This is a genomic window from Algoriphagus litoralis, assembly GCF_003259255.1.
Lineage (GTDB): Bacteria > Bacteroidota > Bacteroidia > Cytophagales > Cyclobacteriaceae > Algoriphagus > Algoriphagus litoralis.
The window spans coordinates 92,007-107,512 of the sequence record NZ_QGOL01000017.1; the positions used below are offsets into that span (position 1 = coordinate 92,007).

General features: G+C 40.9%; 19 protein-coding genes. 9 read left to right on the forward strand and 10 right to left on the reverse strand.

Translation table 11 applies throughout. The annotated features are described in order from the left end of the window. Positions 1-100: 100 nt before the first annotated feature. The 5 genes from DK188_RS18805 to rocD all read right to left on the reverse strand — a co-directional run bounded on the left by DK188_RS18805 (position 101) and on the right by rocD (position 6,438). Complete coding sequence (locus tag DK188_RS18805) at positions 101-1,399, reverse strand: ammonium transporter (protein WP_394335853.1); 1,299 nt, start codon at positions 1,397-1,399, stop codon at positions 101-103. 515 nt (positions 1,400-1,914) lie between these two features. Then, positions 1,915-2,880 (reverse strand): porphobilinogen synthase, encoded by a 966-nt coding sequence (gene hemB / locus DK188_RS18810; protein WP_111672390.1) that lies wholly within the window; start codon positions 2,878-2,880, stop codon positions 1,915-1,917. A gap of 114 nt (positions 2,881-2,994) precedes the next feature. Then, positions 2,995-4,200 (reverse strand): porin, encoded by a 1,206-nt coding sequence (locus DK188_RS18815; protein WP_111672391.1) that lies wholly within the window; start codon positions 4,198-4,200, stop codon positions 2,995-2,997. A 239-nt stretch (positions 4,201-4,439) separates the two neighbouring features. Beyond that, the gene (locus DK188_RS18820; RefSeq protein WP_111672392.1) at positions 4,440-5,093 is read right to left on the reverse strand and encodes an HAD family hydrolase; all 654 of its coding nucleotides are present in this window, start codon (positions 5,091-5,093) and stop codon (positions 4,440-4,442) included. 70 nt (positions 5,094-5,163) lie between these two features. Next, positions 5,164-6,438 (reverse strand): ornithine--oxo-acid transaminase, encoded by a 1,275-nt coding sequence (gene rocD / locus DK188_RS18825; RefSeq protein ID WP_394335855.1) that lies wholly within the window; start codon positions 6,436-6,438, stop codon positions 5,164-5,166. Positions 6,439-6,505: 67 nt separating this feature from the next. Between rocD and DK188_RS21790 the strand changes: the two genes are divergently transcribed. The 9 genes from DK188_RS21790 (at position 6,506) to DK188_RS18870 (ending at position 10,977) form a co-directional block, all read left to right on the forward strand. Next, positions 6,506-6,670 (forward strand): DUF5522 domain-containing protein, encoded by a 165-nt coding sequence (locus tag DK188_RS21790; protein WP_157963285.1) that lies wholly within the window; start codon positions 6,506-6,508, stop codon positions 6,668-6,670. Between the two features lie 91 nt (positions 6,671-6,761). Next, positions 6,762-7,004, forward strand: a complete 243-nt coding sequence (gene rpmB / locus DK188_RS18835; RefSeq protein ID WP_092733452.1) for a 50S ribosomal protein L28 — start codon at positions 6,762-6,764, stop codon at positions 7,002-7,004. Between the two features lie 32 nt (positions 7,005-7,036). Continuing rightward, complete coding sequence (gene rpmG, locus DK188_RS18840) at positions 7,037-7,219, forward strand: 50S ribosomal protein L33 (protein ID WP_009036148.1); 183 nt, start codon at positions 7,037-7,039, stop codon at positions 7,217-7,219. 39 nt (positions 7,220-7,258) lie between these two features. Then, a complete protein-coding gene (locus tag DK188_RS18845) occupies positions 7,259-7,411 on the forward strand; it encodes a DUF4295 domain-containing protein (protein ID WP_111672395.1) in 153 nt (50 codons plus the stop codon). Between the two features lie 93 nt (positions 7,412-7,504). Beyond that, positions 7,505-8,461 carry a signal recognition particle-docking protein FtsY gene (gene ftsY / locus DK188_RS18850; RefSeq protein WP_111672396.1) on the forward strand — a complete coding sequence of 319 codons (957 nt, stop codon included), beginning with the start codon at positions 7,505-7,507 and terminating at the stop codon, positions 8,459-8,461. A 118-nt stretch (positions 8,462-8,579) separates the two neighbouring features. After that, positions 8,580-9,428, forward strand: a complete 849-nt coding sequence (locus DK188_RS18855; protein WP_111672397.1) for an SPFH domain-containing protein — start codon at positions 8,580-8,582, stop codon at positions 9,426-9,428. 3 nt (positions 9,429-9,431) lie between these two features. Continuing rightward, positions 9,432-9,920: a hypothetical protein gene (locus DK188_RS18860; protein WP_111672398.1), complete on the forward strand. Its 489-nt coding sequence runs from the start codon at positions 9,432-9,434 to the stop codon at positions 9,918-9,920. A 3-nt stretch (positions 9,921-9,923) separates the two neighbouring features. Next, complete coding sequence (locus DK188_RS18865) at positions 9,924-10,106, forward strand: Arc family DNA-binding protein (protein ID WP_111672399.1); 183 nt, start codon at positions 9,924-9,926, stop codon at positions 10,104-10,106. 106 nt (positions 10,107-10,212) lie between these two features. Then, positions 10,213-10,977, forward strand: a complete 765-nt coding sequence (locus tag DK188_RS18870) for a class I SAM-dependent methyltransferase (protein ID WP_111672400.1) — start codon at positions 10,213-10,215, stop codon at positions 10,975-10,977. On the opposite strand, the gene DK188_RS18875 is transcribed toward DK188_RS18870, so the two are convergent. From DK188_RS18875 to DK188_RS18895, 5 genes are read right to left on the reverse strand one after another with little or no spacing between them, the layout of a single operon-like run. Then, the gene (locus DK188_RS18875) at positions 10,974-11,936 is read right to left on the reverse strand and encodes a glycosyltransferase (RefSeq protein WP_111672401.1); all 963 of its coding nucleotides are present in this window, start codon (positions 11,934-11,936) and stop codon (positions 10,974-10,976) included. The genes DK188_RS18870 and DK188_RS18875 overlap by 4 nt on opposite strands. Beyond that, positions 11,936-12,898 (reverse strand): glycosyltransferase family 2 protein, encoded by a 963-nt coding sequence (locus DK188_RS18880; protein ID WP_111672402.1) that lies wholly within the window; start codon positions 12,896-12,898, stop codon positions 11,936-11,938. The genes DK188_RS18875 and DK188_RS18880 overlap by 1 nt, the downstream gene beginning before the upstream one ends. Positions 12,899-12,901: 3 nt before the next feature. Continuing rightward, positions 12,902-13,450: a DUF4199 domain-containing protein gene (locus DK188_RS18885; RefSeq protein ID WP_111672403.1), complete on the reverse strand. Its 549-nt coding sequence runs from the start codon at positions 13,448-13,450 to the stop codon at positions 12,902-12,904. A 7-nt stretch (positions 13,451-13,457) separates the two neighbouring features. Continuing rightward, positions 13,458-13,970, reverse strand: a complete 513-nt coding sequence (locus DK188_RS18890; protein ID WP_111672404.1) for a DUF4199 domain-containing protein — start codon at positions 13,968-13,970, stop codon at positions 13,458-13,460. Continuing rightward, positions 13,963-15,204 (reverse strand): dihydroorotase, encoded by a 1,242-nt coding sequence (locus DK188_RS18895; RefSeq protein WP_111672405.1) that lies wholly within the window; start codon positions 15,202-15,204, stop codon positions 13,963-13,965. Before DK188_RS18895 ends, DK188_RS18890 begins: the two co-directional genes overlap by 8 nt. Positions 15,205-15,506: the final 302 nt, after the last annotated feature.

Genomic DNA, 15,506 nt, shown 5'->3' on the forward strand with positions numbered 1-15,506 from the left:
TGTTGGTGAATGATAGAGTTGACCAATAGATCCTCGGTCTGGCTGAAAGAGAGTCGCGTTTTTTTCTCCAGCCGGGGATCTTCTTTTGGAAATGGAATGACTATTCGTCGTAAACAATGGTATAGCCTCTGATACCATGCTCATGGGAATCGAGACCGCTTTTCTCATGCTCCTCAGATACTCTGATACCCATCGTTACTTTTAGGATATAGAAAATCAGAAATGCTGATCCAAATGCCATCGCACCACATACTGCCACACCGATTAATTGTGTAATAAAGGAGTGGTCGGGATTGGTAGAAAAAATACCTACTGCTAAAGTACCCCAAACACCACATGTCAAATGGACCGATACAGCACCTACGACATCATCAAGCTTGAATCTATCCATAATGATAGCGGACAAAACGACCAGAATTCCTGCAACAAATCCGATAAGCAAAGCTGAGGCTGGAGTAAAGACATCTGCTCCTGCAGTGATACCCACCAAGCCTGCTAGAATTCCATTGAGAAGCATACCTAGATCGAGTCTTTTGAAAGCAAAATATGCTGTAAAAAATCCGCCTAATCCACCGGCACATGCTCCGAGTGAAGTTGTAACCAATACCATAGAAACTAGCGCTGGGTCAGCTGAAAGTACGGATCCTCCATTGAAACCAAACCAGCCCAACCAAAGCAAAAAGACTCCGATAACGGCCAAAGGAACACTGGCACCCGGCTTTTCCATGGTTTTGCCATTGATATATTTACCAATTCTAGGACCTACTAAAATAACACCTGCCAAAGCTCCCCATCCTCCAACAGAGTGAACAAGTGTACTTCCTGCGAAATCATAGAAACCCATTTCATTCAAAGCTCCACCACCCCATTTCCAGCTTCCGATTAATGGATATACCAATCCTACAAAAAGAACTGTGAAAATTAGATAAGCAGAGATTTTAACACGCTCAGCTATAGCACCTGAGACAATTGTAGCAGCTGTCGCGGCAAACATGGCTTGAAATAAAAAATCAGTCCAATAGGTATACCCACCACTGGCATAATCCGCGGAGACATCCGCATCTGCAGGTGAAAACCAAAACATGGACCATCCTGCAGTGTCGAAACTAAACCAACCTGGTACTTCGAAGCCAGGGTACATCAGGTAAAATCCGACAACAGCATAAGACACAATTCCAATAATCGGGGTGATTGTGTTCTTAAACAGAATGTTTACTGTGTTTTTGGCTTGACCAAATCCAGTCTCCACTCCAGCAAATCCAAGGTGCATAATAAACACCAGAGCCGTGGAAAGCATCATCCAAACATTGTTTGTCGTCAGGAGATTCTGTGAAATCTCCAGCGCCAAATCAGGGGTCGCGGCCAAATCTTGGGCCAACAGGGTAGCGATATTCATCATAGGTTTTTGGTTAAATTTTGAACGTTTTTCAGAATTTAAATAGGTTTGAAAGCCGAAGCTCGATTCGAATGTAATTATAAAAAAAGCATAAAAACAAACCACTTTTTAATAATTATATAATAATTGATGATTTTTGAGATCAATTTTGAACCATTTTTTACATTTTTTTTAAAAAAATATCCTTTTTGAGGTGTTTCGATAACTTACTTAATGAAAAAATAAAATTTGGATATCATTCAAGAAATTTTCTGAAAACGATTACATAAATGCATAAACAGTATAAAAAATATAAATACTATTTATTATCAGAATTTTATTCTGTATTTGGCTAAAAAATGGAATTTTAATTCATTCAATGGTTTTTACAAAAAACATAATTTTTCAAAAATTTGATTTTTTTTCAGCTGACTTTGAAATATTCATCAAATAATTCTCACCCTTTAATCCAAATCAAAACCTAATTCATAAAAAAAGCCCGGATTAATCGGGCTTTAGGTTAAAATTTCAACTGAAACCTATTGAAGTCTCGCGAACTCTTTCGCAAAGTAAGTCAAGATAATTTTAGCTCCGGATCGCTTGATAGAAAGCAAAATCTCAAGCATCGCCCGCTCGGAATCCAACCAACCTTGAGCTGCGGCGGCTTTTACCATACTGTATTCGCCCGAAACGTTATACGCTGCAATTGGCAGGGGAAAATTGTCACTCAACAACTTAATGATATCCAAATAACTCAACGCTGGCTTCACCATCAGGAAATCTGCACCCTCGTCGAAATCCAGGTCGGCTTCGATCAATGCTTCTTTAGAATTGGCAGGGTTCATCTGATACGTCTTTTTGTCTCCAAACTTTGGAGCTGAATCCAATGCATCCCTGAAAGGCCCATAAAATGCGCTAGCATATTTGGCAGTGTATGACATTATCGAGGTATCTACAAACCCATTTTCATCCAACAATTCCCGAATATACCCCACTCTGCCATCCATCATATCTGAGGGTCCGAGGATATCTACACCTGCATCTGCTTGTGCCAGTGACATTTTAGCGAGTATTTCAAGCGTCTCATCATTGAGAATCTTTCCGTTTTTCACCAACCCGTCATGGCCATCGCTGCTGTATGGATCCATTGCCACGTCTGACATCAGGCACACTTCAGGAAATTGCTTCTTGATTTCTTTAAGTGTTTTCAAATAAAAAGTCTCAGGATTGTAGCTTTCAGAAGCAATGGAATCCTTGAGCGATTCTGGATAAGCTGGAAAAACGTCAAAGGCTGTAATTCCCAGTTTCATACATTCTTCGATCTCCTTTAAAAGCAAATCTTGGGAAAATCTGAAAATCCCGGGCATGGACTTGACTTCAATCTTTTGACGGGTTCCTTCGACAAGAAATAGCGGAAAAATCAGGTCTTTTACGGACAAACTGGTTTCTTCTACCAAATTTCTAACTGATTCGGATTTTCGGTTTCTTCTTGGTCTTCTTTGCATGATTTATAAGGTAGTCAACGCACTCAAAGTTAACTATACGGATTTTAACCTTTTACTTTTAAAGCAAAAAAGCATCTCCGAGATCGAAGATGCTTTCACTGATATCTATCAGAATTAGAAATTTACTTGCGCTTGAATCCGTAGCAGACTTCCACGCTCTTGATTCCATGGATCAAGCGAATTCTGGGCTGATCGATCCGAAATCGTGTACATCGTCACCAGCTCCAAGGCTTTGTGAAATTGCCATTCAATACCGATTTCAAGTTCATTTACCCGATGTCGAGTAGCATCCAATTCAAACTTTTTCCCACCTGAATAATAATGATATCTCGTAAATGGAATAATGGCACCTTTCCCAGTTTTCTTCATGTAGGAAGCTAATACATAGCCTCCTTTAAGAGGAGCATCCTCCACTTCATTAGTCTCAGGATTATACTCAGGTCCTCTGCCCCAGTTGAACTCTGCCTGAAGGCCAAATGGCTGCGGATAAATAACGAAAGTCGGACCTAATCTATATTCGGGAAATTCGATTTGATCAAAATCTGTCAGAGGATTTCTATTGATCACAAATTTCCCGGCATATCCTTGGAGTGATGCCTCAATAAACTGACCGGATGCCAATTTCATTGGATAAGTGACTCGAGTGACTGCATGGAAATTTCGGTTTTTCTCAGGAAGATTTGCAGTTTGTCCATTGTAGATTCCTACTCCGAACATCCCATAATCTCCAGACCCCTTCAGTCCTGAAGAAACCAAATAGCTAAAACGCTCCCGAATTTCAGATGGAGCATAATAAAGGAATACTCCCAGATCTCGCTCATTTAGTATAGCCGAGTTCAATCCATCATTTCGATCCAAAGGCAGACGATTTTGACTCGATTGAAGGTTTTCAAACCCAAATGGAACTTTAGATTGGCCAATTCGTAACCTGAACTCCTGTTTTGCATCCAAACCTAAGTCGAAATAAGCATCACGGATTTGAGCAAAGTTTTGACCACCAGAAGCAAAATCCGGCTGTATATACATATATACACGCTCATGGATTTGCCCTGAGAAAATCATTCGAATTCGACGGAGAAAAAATCCTCCCGTTCCCCATGATTTGTCACACTGAGAGCAACCCAAATTAGGATTGGTCTCCAAAAGACCGTTATACCTGATCTGGGCATATCCTCGCAATTGGATACGATCATACCATTTAACTGGAGCCGATGACTCAGTTTTTGTTGTTAGCAGCGAATCCCCCTCCATGCCCCTTGCAAAAGCATTTGTAGAGAATAATGTCAGAATGACAATCGCTGCAGCGAACTGGATTCGCATACAGGAAGATTTAATTTTAATAATTGTACAGCAAGACAAAGGTCGTAGGACAACATGTATTAAAAGTGAATTCAGCGTTATCAATCCATTACTAAAACTAAATTCTTTAGTATAAAAATTTCAGTAATTAATCAAAAAAGTGTCATCCTACTTGATGAATTGCATTTTTAATATTACGGGAATGTTAACTCAGTTTTTCAATGTTAAAAAATCTTGAAATTAATGTTAAGCGATTTTAGCTAATTCAAAAGGGAAAGAATGCTAGTGACCTCTAAATCCCGGTAATCCTCAATGTATAAATCACAAATTGGAAGTTCATCTATAGAATGGGACGATAGCACACCTACTACCTTCATGTTAGCATTCTTTGCTGCTGACACCCCTGAAAAGGAATCTTCAAACACGATACACTGACTGGGATCAAGTGATAGATTTGCCGCAGTTTTCAAATACACCTCCGGATCAGGTTTGTGTTTGCTTACTTGCTCACTGGCTAAAGCCGATTCTAGATGTGGAAAAAGATCCAGTCTACCTCCGATGAGTTCCAGATTTGCAAAAGGAGCAGAAGTTGCTACAGCTGTTTTTAGCTTGGCTTCTCTCAGGGAATGAAAAAACTCCATAAATCCAGGGATTGGATCGATGTGGTGCTGATAAATTTCGCGAAAGAGACTTTCTTTTTCAAATTCAAGCGCTGCCAATTCTTCACCTTCGATTTTTCTTCCCAAAAAGTGACTTAAAATGTACCCGTTGTTTTTCCCATACATGTGCTGCATGAATTCCTCTTCGGTCGGGAATAGGTTTCGCTTTTCAAAGAAAATCTTGAATGCCTGAGAATGAAATGGATTGGTGTGGCAGATTACTCCATCCATATCAAAAATTACTGCCTTTGTCATCGGATTCTGAAAAAGAAGAGATCGCTTTTAGCTTTCGCCAAAAGCGATCTGAAGAAAATTTATCGCTTACTTATTTATTGAATTTAGCAATGACCCTTTCGATGATGTCACAGCATTCATGAAGCTGATCTTCTGTCATTACTAAAGGGGGCGCGAATCGAATTATATTACCATGTGTCGGCTTTGCTAAAAGTCCATTTTCGGATAGCTGAACACAGATATCCCAGGCGGTGCTACTTTCTGGAGAATCATTTACAACAACTGCATTGAGTAATCCTTTTCCCCTAACGAGTTTTGCAATGGGATTTTTTTCAACCATTTTTTGCATGCGCTCACGGAAAATTTTACCCAGCTTCCTTGCATTTTGCGCCAGCTTCTCATCTCGAACCACCTCTAGTGCCGCCATGGCTACTTTTGCGCCCAGCGGATTTCCACCAAAAGTAGAGCCATGCTGACCAGGCCTGATTACCTCCATTATTGCGCGGTCTGCCAATACTGCCGAAACCGGATAAAATCCTCCGGAAATCGCCTTCCCTAAAATTAATACATCAGGTTTGACGTAGGTTTCTTGTTTTTCACAATGCCCTTCACAAGTGCAATTCCCACAGACTGCAAGCAAGGATCCTGTACGGGCAATACCTGTCTGAATTTCATCTGCGATAAAGAGGACATTCTGAGCAGCACATGCTTCTTTCGCTTTTCTCAGGTAATCCTCAGCAGGGACATACACCCCTGCTTCGCCTTGAATAGGCTCTACAAGAAAACCTACCACACCTTCAGTTTTCAATGCCTGCTCCAGCGCAACGATGTCATTATAAAGTATACGAATGAAACCATCTGTAAATGGACCGAAGCTCTTACGGGCATTGGCATCATTCGAAAAAGAAATAATAGTAGTCGTGCGTCCGTGGAAATTATTCTCGGCAACAATGATTTTCGCTTGATTTTCTTCCACGCCTTTACGCTCGTAACCCCATTTTCTGGCTAACTTCAGTGCAGTCTCGACACCCTCTGCCCCAGTATTCATCGGCAAAACCAAATCAAATCCGAAATACTCCGTGATGTACTTTTCAAACGGACCTAAGACATCGTTATAAAATGCTCTGGAAGTCAGCGTCAAGGTACTGACTTGCTCAATCATTGCATCCTTGATTCTGGGATGACAATGGCCCTGGTTTACCGCAGAATATGCCGATAGAAAATCAAAATATCTCTTACCCTCTACATCCCAGAGGAAGACTCCCTCACCTCGTGCTAATACCACAGGTAATGGATGATAATTGTGAGCTCCATATTTCTCCTCGAGATGGATGGCTTGCTTGCTGGAAGTGATTGTTTCCATGATTTGGTTATTTTTACGCGATTTTATTCAGAAACAGGCCCAAATATAGCAAATGCCCTCGGGCAAAGCCATGAAACCAGAAAAGAACCAGTTGCCAAAAATTGAAGCTGAGGACTTTTACTTCAATGAACAGGGGTTGATGGTTTTCACAGAAAAATACCATCTCAAAAGGGGTTACTGCTGCGGAAGCGGGTGTAAGCATTGCCCCTATCCGAAAGAGCGAGAAAATCCCTAATATTTTTAAAACTGCTTGTTGTTAATTCCCAAAAAGTTCCGATATTTGCAAACTCATTACAGAAACGCATCCCATTTACGATATCAATATCATGGCAAAAGTTTGTGACATTACCGGAAAAAGACCTCAAGTAGGTAACAACGTGTCCCATGCAAACAACAAGACCAAGCGTAGATTTTACCCAAATCTTCACAAGAAGAGCTTCTATGTTCCTGAGGAAGACGCATGGATCACTTTGAAAGTTTGCTCAAAGGCACTGAGAACAATCAATAAAAATGGCATCACTGCAGTTTTGAAAAAAGCGCAGGATACTGGAATGATTGTTATTAAATAATCAAAGTCACAGTCCCTTAAAATAACACCGAGATGGCTAAGAAAGGAAATAGAGTACAAGTGATTATGGAATGCACAGAGCATAAAAACTCTGGTATGCCAGGTACTTCTAGATACATCACTACCAAAAACAGAAAAAATACTACTGAGCGTTTGGAGTTAAAGAAATTCAACCCAATCCTCAAGAAAGTAACTGTTCACAAAGAAATCAAGTAATATTAGCTCGGGAGCAATTCCGTTTAAAACGAAAAAAACATGGCTAAGAAAGTAGTAGCAACCCTAAAAAAAGAAGGTGGCGTGTCTTACGCCAAAGTAATCCGAGCAGTGAAGTCTGAAAAGACTGGTGCTTATACCTTCAGAGAAGAAATGGTTCCTTCCACCTTGGTGCAAGAGGCTTTGAAAAAATAATTTGTCAAGCGCATCCTAATGCACATAGAGTCCCTCTGATCAAATTCAGCAGGGACTTTTTCATTATATTCCACTTTTAAAAATCAGCGCAACATGGGAATCTTTGGATTTTTCTCTAAAGAAAAAAAAGAAAGCCTCGATCAGGGTCTTCAAAAAACCAATGAGTCTATTTTCTCCAAACTAAGCAAAGCCGTAGTCGGAAAATCTCAAGTAGATGAGGAAGTATTGGACCAGCTGGAGGAAGTCCTCATCACTTCGGATGTAGGAGTCGACACCACCATCAAAGTAATCCGGAGAATTGAAGAACGGGTAGCAAGAGATAAATACCTCAATTCTTCAGAATTGGATTTGATTTTACGGGAGGAAATTGCCGCTCTTCTGGAGGAAAATAATTCACAAGATCTTTTGGATTTTGATATCCCTGAAGGGAAAAAGCCTTACGTTATCATGGTAGTCGGTGTGAATGGCGTCGGTAAAACAACCACTATCGGCAAACTGGCCAACTTGTTTAAAAATGCAGGTAAATCAGTTGTTTTGGGTGCAGCAGATACCTTCCGGGCAGCTGCTGTAGACCAGCTTATCTTATGGGGCAACCGTGTAGGTGTGCCTGTCGTCTCGCACGGAATGAACACTGACCCTGCCTCGGTGGCATTTGATGCGGTAAAGCAGGGTGTGGATACTGGTGCAGACATTGTCATCGTAGATACAGCAGGCCGACTCCACACCAAAGTCAACTTGATGAATGAGCTGAGCAAAATCAAACGAGTCATGCAGAAATTCATCCCCGATGCACCACATGAGATTCTGTTGGTATTAGATGGTTCTACTGGACAAAATGCCTTTATCCAAGCCAAGGAATTTACCAAAGCAACAGAAATCTCCGCACTGGCCATCACCAAACTAGATGGAACAGCCAAAGGCGGTGTGGTCATTGGCATCTCGGATCAGTTTAAAATCCCTGTCAAATACATTGGCGTCGGAGAAAAAATGACTGACCTCCAGATTTTTAACCGAAAAGAATTTGTGGATTCACTCTTCAAAAAGAAATAAAAAAACTACCGCATTCCAATGCTCCGAAAATTCGGAGCATTTTTTTTTTGATAGAATGGTGAACATTCCAAATCTTTTTCCGTAATTCAAAATGATATCATTTTAACATCATATTGAAATGGAAAAAATAATCAAACCAGCCTCAGGCTACATCTACCTTTTCTTAGATCTGGCTAGTATCGGTGCCTCAATTTATCTCTTCACGCAAGGGATGTTTATCGTAGGAACCATTTTGTTGTTTCTTGGGATAATTTGCTTACCGGGATTCTTTATCGTAGAACCCAACAAAGCCGTGGTCATGCTTTTGTTTGGAGAGTACAAAGGAACAGTCAAAGCGTATGGATTCTTTTGGGTCAATCCTTTCATGACCAAAAAGAAAATTTCACTTCGCGTCAGAAACTTTGAAAACAAGCCGGTCAAAGTGAATGACAAAATCGGTAATCCGGTCATGATCGGTACCATAGTCGTCTGGCAAGTTCAGGACACGTTCAAGGCAACGTTTGATGTGGAAGACTATGAAAACTTCGTCCACCTTCAGACGGATGCAGCGGTGCGAAAAATGGCTGGAAAATACCCTTACGACGACTTTGAAGCCGAAAATGCAGAAATTACGCTCAGGTCAGGTGTAGAGGAGGTGAACCACTCTTTGGAGATTGAAATTGCAGAACGACTGGAGCATGCCGGTATCAAAGTAATCGAAGCAAGGATATCTCACCTAGCTTACTCCTCTGAAATTGCCTCAGCAATGCTTCAGCGACAGCAAGCCACAGCCATAGTAGCTGCCAGAAGGAAGATTGTGGACGGGGCTGTAGGAATGGTAGAAATGGCTCTTCATGACTTAAAAATGAAAGACATCATCGAGTTTGACGATGAGAAAAAAGCGGTGATGGTCTCCAACCTGATGGTGGTTTTGTGCTCAGATAAAAGTGCAAGCCCTGTTCTTAACGTAGGAACTTTAAATCAGTAAGCCATGCACGGAAGGATTTTCAAAGAAGAGCAAACATACCGGGGCACCTGGGTGATGTATCTCATCTTGATGCTGGAAATCCCCACTCTAATTTTGGTTTCTGTTTTAGTTTTGAATAGCAGCGAAGGCCAAAAGGAGGATTTCTTTGGTTTAATCTTTGTGCTTCTCATAATGGGGTTGACTTTGGGATTGATAGTAAATCTTAAGCTTTCGACCCGAATTGACGAGACTGGGATTCACTACAGGTATTTTCCTTTTTTCAAATGGAGGAAAATACCCAAAGAACAGATAAGGTCTGCAGAGGTGATTTCTTTCAGTCCACTATCCGATCATGGCGGCTGGGGAATTAAAGGCAACAGCACCACCAAAGCCTACACAATAATTGGCGAAAAGGGTTTGCAGCTGGACATTAACGAAAAGAAAAAAATAGTGATCGGCACTCAAAAGCACCGAGAGCTAAGTGAATTTATAGAAAACTGGATGGAGGAATAAATCATGTCCAAGAAAAAAGCATTTGCCTTAAGACTAGATGAATCGATGATGAAGTCCATTGAAAAATGGGCTGCTGACGAATTCAGAAGTACTAACGGGCAACTGGAATGGATGATCAGAGAATCGCTGAAAAAAGCAGGAAGACTACCCAAAAGTACCACTTCGGCTGAAAGTAGTGAAGAGTGACCCCTTGATCTCCATTTAATCAAAAATTAAAGTGTACTTCAAAGAGCTCTGCATAGTCGGAGCTCTTCTTTTTTATTTTAATAACTTGCAGGCCAATTCAATATCAATGAAATCTGTTATAAGTCTTGTAATTCGATACATACCCAGACCAATTCTTCAGACTGTCAGTCCTTTGGCCATGAAGGCACTTTCTCTTTTCAATCGAGGAAATGAGGTTACCTGTCCAATATGTAATAGTCAGTACAAGAAATTCTTGCCTTATGGAAGAAAGGCAAGGGAAAATGCCCTCTGCCCAAGTTGTCTTGCTTTGGAGCGTCATAGATTAATGTGGCTGTACCTTCAGGAGAAAACCAATTTTTTCACAGGAAGTCTTAAAGTACTTCATGTAGCTCCTGAACATTGCTTTATCGATAGATTTGAAGCGCTGCCAAACTTGGAGTACATCACTGCCGATATCGAATCCCCGCTTGCCAAAGTCAAAATGGACGTTCATTCCATACCTTTTCCTGACAATTCCTTTGATGTGGTTTTTTGCAATCACGTTTTGGAGCATGTAGATGACGACATTCTTGCCTGTTCGGAGTTCAATCGAGTCCTAAAATCCGGAGGTTGGGGTATTCTTCAGTCGCCTGTTTACGATCTGGAAAAAACCATTGAGGACAAAACCATCACAGATCCAGCAGAGCGGGAAAGACTCTTCGGGCAGCGTGACCACGTGCGCAAATTCGGAAAAGACTACGCCGAACGTCTCAGGAAATCAGGCCTTCAGATCGAGGAAAACACCTTCGTAAAAACACTTCCTGAAGAAAAAGTAAAGCGTTTTGCTTTGGCTCCAGATGAAATCATCTTCGTCTGTCGAAAAGGAAACTAACCTTTTAACGCCTTTTTAAAACGTTCAAAAACCAATCCTGCTCCGTAGCCACACAGCTGAACCAGGGATGTCAGCAACGATAAAACACCTACCCAGATAGATTTATACTTTTGTGTTGCTGACACCATCACCAGGCCTCCCCAGGTCCCCAGAATCCCCAAATGGAAAATTGGAAAATAGTTGACCACGAGGATATTCAATACAATTGAAAACAAGAAAAACAGGAAGAAGGTAGGCAGCCAATGAACGAGTTTGATCGCCTCCGGGTGAAATCGAGACACATTCACTCGATTTCTACCGAATGAAAAGGCCTGTTTTGCAAATGACAGAAGGGTATTTTTGCGCTTGTGATACACAAATGCGTCCTCGACCAATTCAAGGGTAAATCCAGCCTTTTTGATCCGGATACTCCATTCGATATCTTCTCCCTGATTGGGATCTACAAATCCCCCAATCGATTCAAAAACGGCTCTGGACACGCCCATATTAAATCCACGAGCTTGATATTTTGATGGATCTTTAAGCTTACCCCTTATTCCTCCAGTAGTCCAAAAGGAAGTCATGGCAAAGTCCATCGCTTTCTGCAAATCAGAAAAGTCAGAAGCTGCAGCATCTGGACCACCGAATGCATCGAGCTTTCTGGAAAGTATGGCACTCTTTAAGACGGATAAATAACTCTCAGGAAGAATCACATCCGAGTCTAAAATCACGAAAAAATCACCTTTGGCCTGATCCATACCAAAATTTCGCGCAAATCCCTGTCCCTGATTCTCCTGAAAAAAATAGCGCACCGATAGTGTGGATTGAAAAGAGGAGGCGATCTGATCCGCTTTATTCACCGATCCGTCCTCGACTAAAATCACTTCAAAATCCTTAAAGGATTGATGAGAAAGACTAGCGAGAAGCTCAAAAGCCTCAGATGGTCGATTGAAAACCGGTATAATGACTGAAAAAAACATCAGAAATCGAAATTGACTTCTTCATCAATTTTGTATTCAATTTCCTTGGACTGATTGGAAGTCATCAATTCAGCAATAAACCCTGTCACAAAAAGTTGCACACCGATAATCAGGGCAACAAGCGCCAAGAAAAATAGTGGCTGATCGACTATCTCCCGAACTTTGAGCCCATTGCTCAGGCTATAAATCTTCTCAAAAATCAACCATACCGTAATCCCAAAACCTGACAAAAAGGAAAGTGTACCTAAAAGTCCAAAAAAGTGCATCGGTTTTTTCTTGTATCGATGGACAAAAGAAACGGTAATCAAATCCAAGAAACCATTTAGAAACCGCTCAAGTCCAAACTTGGAATATCCGTATTTGCGGGGTTGGTGCTGCACGATCTTTTCTCCGATTTTCCCAAAGCCATTCCATTTAGCCAATAATGGAATATAACGGTGCATTTCGCCATAGACCTGGATATTTTTCACCACTTTATTGCGATAGGCTTTCAGCCCGCAATTAAAATCGTGGAGCTTGATTCCCGAAATCCAACGCGTAACTCCATTGAAAAACTTGGAAGGTATCGTTTTGGAGATGGGATCATGGCGTTCCTTTTTCCACCCAGACACGACATCCAAACCTCCATTGATGATCATCTCATACAGTCCTGGGATCTCATCAGGACTGTCTTGGAGGTCGGCATCCATTGTGATCACTACATCACCGATAGCCCTTCGAAAGCCTGCATCTAGGGCTGCGGATTTGCCAAAATTCCGAGTAAAATTCAACCCTTTGAGGTTAGCGTTTTGACTTGAGAGTGATTGAATGACCGTCCAAGAGCGATCGGTACTTCCATCATTTATGAGAATCACCTCATAAGAAAAGCCGTGTGTATCCATCACACGGCTGATCCAATGGGTTAATTCCGGTAAGGATTCTTCCTCGTTGAAAACAGGAACAACTACGGAAATTTGAGTCATAGGTTAGAAATCGAGAGACTTGTCTCTCTTTTTGAGAATAGCAGCCAAAATTAATGCAATGATGGCATAAACAATCAAACCAAAGCCAAAGCCTTTCAATTGACCTCCAAGTGTAAAACTTGAAGCCGAGCTCTTTCTGATTTCTTCAAGCTGTTCAGGGCTCAATGAATCAGGATTTGCACCAAAACTTTCCATCATTTGCAATGAATTTTGAAAAGTTATATCTGAAAGAACTTGGGGCAAAGAAGGGTCAACAACTTGAAAAAGAAGAATTTGACCAATTAATGAGATTATCCCGGAGATCAGGATTGCAATAAAACTAAAGTTAAAAGCGGTTCCAAAACTCATAAAACCACCCAACTCTTTTCGATATTGACCGCCAAAATAAATAATCAGACCAAAAAATATAACCAAAGAAATCAGGAGAAACCAACCTGAGGCCAAAAGGCTAGAATCGATCAAATACGCGATATAGGTGACAGCCAAGGCGACCAATCCCATGGTTAGACCTGGCTTAATTGCAGCTTGTAGGGGTGTTTGTTGCTCTTCCATAAGTTAATTAGTTAGGGTTTTTCCTTAAAATTATTGAAATAATAATACTAAAAAACATTCCAGGGATGATTTTCCATAGTCCGTCGTTTAAAGCAATGTTCCAAGGACTCAGATTCTCCATGCTTTTCTGAGTGGCCTCAAAGGAATTTTCTCCGACTTGAGAGAGAATCATGTCTTTATTCTGAAGCAATAATTCAATCTTTTGCGTTTTGATCAGGTCAAATAACTCGGGAGAACTCAACAAGATCATCCATATTCCAACGGTAGATAAAAGACCAATCAGAACGTAAGTCACAAAGCCTACCGTCATGCCCTCTGCAAAGGACAGGAAGCCTGAATTAGAGTAGTCTTTATAGAATTTGACGGATAGAAAAATAGAAATAGGAATAAGAATGTATCCAAAAACCAGATTAAGATTCGTGGGATCCGGGTATAAATGTGAAAGCACGTAAAATGAAACGATACTCAAAAAGCCTCCCAACAATCCAAACTTGTAAGCCGTAGCCAGGTATTTATTCATCTATCTTGGTCAATTGCCCTTTTTGAACCACAAACTTCACTTTTCCCTGAAGTTCTTTACCAAACCATGGGTTGTTTGAGGAAAGAGATTTGTTGCTCTTTTCATTGTAAGTCCATTTTTCACTTGGATCAAAAATAGTCCAGGATAAGTCAGCTACGCCCAAAATCCTAGAAGGACCTGTTGTGATTTTTTCGATCAAAAGCTCCCAACCGACTTCTGAAGCAAGCATTACCAAAGCCGGCAAGAAAGTCTGCAAACCTGCCATACCGAAAATTGCCAAGTCAAATTCCGCGAATTTAGAATCAAAATCCTGAGGCTGATGATTGGATACCAACGCATCGATCGTGCCGTCTTTTAGACCATCGAGCAGAGCCACCCGGTCTTCAAGGCCTCTAAATGGAGGCTTAACTTTAAAATTGGAATCAAAGGTCACCAAATCAGCATCCGAAAAGAGCAATTGATAGACTGAAACATCCGCCGTCACATTCAAACCTTCTTTTTTTGCGTTTCGGATCAGATCGACCCCTTTCGCAGTATTGACAGTTTGAAAATGTACCTTTCCACCTGTGTATCGTAGGATCTCGAGATTTCGCTGAATAGCTATGTCCTCAGCAAGATTAGGAAGTCCTTTCATTCCCAATCTGGTAGAAATATTTCCTTCGTGCATTTGACCAAAAATTGCAAGAAGAGGATCATACGCATGATCAAATAAAGTTCCGTCAAACTTCTGGAGATACTGAAGGATTTTCATGTACCGGTCCGAATTGGAAAGCGTTTTAATCCCATCTCCAAAAAATCGAATACCGGATTGGAAATGCATATCCAGTATTTCTGTCAAATCCTCACCTTGGGCATTTTTAGTTACAGCCCCCATCACATGAAGCTGAGTCAAAAAATTCTTTGACTTATTAAGAACAAAATCAACTTCATTTTTTGTCTGAATCACAGGATCAGTATTCGGCATCACCAGTGCCTGCGAAAACCCACTTGTAGTCAAAGACTGACATAGGCTCTCTACAGTCTCTCTGTACTCTTGACCGGGCTCCCCTAGACCACAACGCAGATCAATCCAGCCTTTTGATGCAAATAAACCCGAACAATCAAGGATCTCTTCAAATTCCGGTGTATTAGTGTCAGATACTTGATCTAATGAACCCTTATTGAGAATATAATCAGCTGGTTCAAATATCCTTCCATCCTGAATCAATCTAAGGTCTCTGAGTAATCTTGCCATCCATTTGAGTTTTGCTGCAAAAGTGCAACTTTAAAGTATAAAAAGAAAAGTAGTAGGGATAATTCGAATCCATTAGAGGATAAAACCTATACTCAAACCGAGGAATGAATCTTGGGAGAAACAACAATTAATCACCCAGATGAAAGTTCTATAAAGGATATATAAGTGTTTTAATTTTGAATAATAGTAGCTAGCCAAAACCCAACTCCAAAACAATTAAAATGGATTGGGTTTATAACGACTGAACCAAACCAAAACATCGTTCCTGAACTCTTTCCCCCCCAAACGCAAAAAAGCCTCTG

Excerpts from the sequence above, each read along its gene's own strand:
- DK188_RS18820 (WP_111672392.1), bottom strand. The coding sequence starts at position 5,093 with ATGACAAAGGCAGTAATTTTTGATATGGATGGAGTAATCTGCCACACC.
- DK188_RS18875 (WP_111672401.1), bottom strand. The coding sequence starts at position 11,936 with ATGTTTTTTTCAGTCATTATACCGGTTTTCAATCGACCATCTGAGGCT.
- DK188_RS18855 (WP_111672397.1), top strand. The coding sequence starts at position 8,580 with ATGGAAAAAATAATCAAACCAGCCTCAGGCTACATCTACCTTTTCTTA.
- rpmG (WP_009036148.1), top strand. The coding sequence starts at position 7,037 with ATGGCTAAGAAAGGAAATAGAGTACAAGTGATTATGGAATGCACAGAG.
- hemB (WP_111672390.1), bottom strand. The coding sequence starts at position 2,880 with ATGCAAAGAAGACCAAGAAGAAACCGAAAATCCGAATCAGTTAGAAAT.
- DK188_RS18880 (WP_111672402.1), bottom strand. The coding sequence starts at position 12,898 with ATGACTCAAATTTCCGTAGTTGTTCCTGTTTTCAACGAGGAAGAATCC.
- DK188_RS18895 (WP_111672405.1), bottom strand. The coding sequence starts at position 15,204 with ATGGCAAGATTACTCAGAGACCTTAGATTGATTCAGGATGGAAGGATA.
- rpmB (WP_092733452.1), top strand. The coding sequence starts at position 6,762 with ATGGCAAAAGTTTGTGACATTACCGGAAAAAGACCTCAAGTAGGTAAC.
- DK188_RS18815 (WP_111672391.1), bottom strand. The coding sequence starts at position 4,200 with ATGCGAATCCAGTTCGCTGCAGCGATTGTCATTCTGACATTATTCTCT.
- DK188_RS18885 (WP_111672403.1), bottom strand. The coding sequence starts at position 13,450 with ATGGAAGAGCAACAAACACCCCTACAAGCTGCAATTAAGCCAGGTCTA.
- DK188_RS18860 (WP_111672398.1), top strand. The coding sequence starts at position 9,432 with ATGCACGGAAGGATTTTCAAAGAAGAGCAAACATACCGGGGCACCTGG.
- DK188_RS21790 (WP_157963285.1), top strand. The coding sequence starts at position 6,506 with ATGAAACCAGAAAAGAACCAGTTGCCAAAAATTGAAGCTGAGGACTTT.
- DK188_RS18805 (WP_394335853.1), bottom strand. The coding sequence starts at position 1,399 with ATGATGAATATCGCTACCCTGTTGGCCCAAGATTTGGCCGCGACCCCT.
- DK188_RS18890 (WP_111672404.1), bottom strand. The coding sequence starts at position 13,970 with ATGAATAAATACCTGGCTACGGCTTACAAGTTTGGATTGTTGGGAGGC.
- DK188_RS18845 (WP_111672395.1), top strand. The coding sequence starts at position 7,259 with ATGGCTAAGAAAGTAGTAGCAACCCTAAAAAAAGAAGGTGGCGTGTCT.
- ftsY (WP_111672396.1), top strand. The coding sequence starts at position 7,505 with ATGGGAATCTTTGGATTTTTCTCTAAAGAAAAAAAAGAAAGCCTCGAT.
- DK188_RS18865 (WP_111672399.1), top strand. The coding sequence starts at position 9,924 with ATGTCCAAGAAAAAAGCATTTGCCTTAAGACTAGATGAATCGATGATG.
- DK188_RS18870 (WP_111672400.1), top strand. The coding sequence starts at position 10,213 with ATGAAATCTGTTATAAGTCTTGTAATTCGATACATACCCAGACCAATT.